The 2,148-nt window shown below is 71.2% G+C and carries 2 protein-coding genes and 1 pseudogene; all 3 read right to left on the reverse strand.

Features of this window, described 5'->3' with window-relative positions:
• Window positions 1-114 precede the first annotated feature (114 nt).
• A pseudogene (locus Y694_RS21435) lies at window positions 115-614 on the reverse strand (DUF3305 domain-containing protein).
• A gap of 17 nt (window positions 615-631) precedes the next feature.
• Entirely contained in the window at window positions 632-1,729 is a 1,098-nt protein-coding gene (gene apbC / locus Y694_RS21440) for an iron-sulfur cluster carrier protein ApbC (RefSeq protein WP_036236502.1), read from the reverse strand.
• Between the two features lie 72 nt (window positions 1,730-1,801).
• On the reverse strand, window positions 1,802-2,148 hold a 347-nt coding region (locus Y694_RS21445; RefSeq protein WP_036236504.1), incomplete at its 5' end, for a sensor histidine kinase KdpD.

The raw sequence follows: 2,148 nt of genomic DNA on the forward strand, positions 1-2,148 counted from the left end.
CCTCGACGAGCGCGGCGGGAGCGGCCGGCAGCGGCTCGTCCGGCGGCTGCCGGCCGCCCTTCACCGCGGCCTTGCGGCGCGACCAGCGCGACAGAAAGCCGTCGGCAGCGTCGCTCATCGCTGCTCCGGCGGCAGGAAGGAGGCCGGACGCTTGCGGCGCTTGGGTTCGGGCCGGTAGTGCGCGTCGTTCCAGGCCTGCAGCCAGGCGGTCACGTCGGGCGGCAGCGGCAGGTTGTCGACGCGCTCCTGCGCGTCGAGCCATCGGCCGGCCTCGTTGTACGACAGGCTCACGGTCTCGGGCCAGGCGCGCGAGGGGTCGTCGTCGGCGATGCGCCAACTCACGAACCACACCGGCGCGCCCGAGCTGAGGTTGAGGTAGTAGCCTCGCATTCGTCGGCGAACAGCTCGACGGTGAAACCGGGGTGCAGCCAGCGTGCCAGGCGGCCGTCGTCGCGCAGCAGGCGGGGCGTGGTGCCGAACGCGCCCTCGTCGTCGCGCAGCACCTCGACGAGCCGGAAGCGCCAGTCTTCCCAGCGGTTGGGGCTGGCCTCGCGCTCGATCACCACCGCCACGGTCACGGAGGGTCGCGCTGCCGGGCGATCGCTTCCGTCCATCCGCGTGCTGCCTCCGCTCAGGTGGTCTTGGAGATGCTGATCGTCGGGAACTTGGACGAGTAGTCCTTGGCCTTCTCGGCGATCTTGATCGCGATCTTGCGGGCCACGCTCTTGTAGATGCCGGCGATGTCGCCGTCCGGGTCGCTCACCACCGTGGGCCGGCCGGCATCGGCCTGCTCGCGGATCGCCATGCTGAGCGGCAGGCCGCCGAGGTAGTCGACGCCGTACTCGGTGCTCATCTTCTGGCCGCCGTCGGCGCCGAAGATGTGCTCGGTGTGGCCGCAGTTCGAGCACACGTGCACCGCCATGTTCTCGACCACGCCGAGGATGGGCACGCCGACCTTCTCGAACATCTTCAGGCCCTTGCGGGCGTCGAGCAGCGCGATGTCCTGCGGCGTGGTGACGATCACGGCGCCGGTCAGCGGCACCTTCTGCGACAGCGTGAGCTGGATGTCGCCGGTGCCGGGCGGCATGTCGACGATCAGGTAGTCGAGCTCGCGCCAGTTCGTCTGGCGCAGCATCTGCTCCAGCGCCTGGGTGGCCATCGGGCCGCGCCAGATCATCGGGCTGTCGGCGTCGACCAGGAAACCGATCGACATGACCTGCACGCCGAAGTTCTCGAGCGGCTCCATGCTCTTGCCGTCGGCGCTCTCGGGGCGGCCTTCGATGCCCAGCATCATGGGCTGGCTGGGGCCGTAGATGTCGGCGTCGAGCACGCCCACGCTGGCGCCCTCGGCGGCCAGCGCCAGCGCCAGATTGACGGCGGTGGTGCTCTTGCCCACGCCGCCCTTGCCCGAGGCCACCGCGACGATGTTCTTCACGCCAGGCAGCAACTGCACGCCGCGCTGCACCGCGTGCGAGACGATCTTCACGCCGAGATTCGCACTGACGTTCTCGACGCCGGGCACGCCGCGCGCGGCGGCGATCAGCGCCTTGCGCAGCGCCGCGATCTGGCTCTTGGCGGGATAGCCGAGTTCGACGTCGAACGCGACGTCGCCGCCCTCCAGCTTCAGGTTCTTGAGCTGCCGGGTCGAGACGAAGTCGCGGCCGGTGTTCGGATCGACGACGGCTTTCAGCGCGGCGAGCACGGCGGCGTCGTTCAGGAGCGAGGTCATGGGTCTATGAAGTGGTGTGCAAAGGCGCGGCCGAGTCTAGCCGAGCCCTGCCCCGCGAACCGGTGCGCGACTTCAGGGCCCCGTCGGCCGCAGGGGCAGGGAAATCCAGAACAGCGCGCCCGGCCCGGACGGTGCCGGCGCGAGCCCGACGTGGCCATCGAGCTGCATCGCCTGTTCGCGGCAGATCGCCAGGCTCAGGCCGATGCCGGGCCGGCCCTGGGTCGGCTCGGGCGGCGCAAAGGGGTCGAAGGCCCGCTCGGCATAACCCTCGGGCAGCGCCGGGCCGTCGTCGAGCAGTTCCACCCGCACCGCGTCGCCGTGCCGCGAGGCCGCCACCCGCACCTCGCCGCCGGCCGGCGAGGCGTCGGTCGCCAGCGTCAGCAGGCGCGACAGCAGCCGCCCCAGGTCGCGCGTGTCGG

Origin of the sequence: Methylibium sp. T29-B (assembly GCF_000576225.1) — a bacterium.
Lineage (GTDB): Bacteria > Pseudomonadota > Gammaproteobacteria > Burkholderiales > Burkholderiaceae_C > Methylibium > Methylibium petroleiphilum.

Coding starts and splice junctions, on each gene's coding strand:
- apbC (WP_036236502.1), bottom strand. CDS start 1,729: ATGACCTCGCTCCTGAACGACGCCGCCGTGCTCGCCGCGCTGAAAGCC.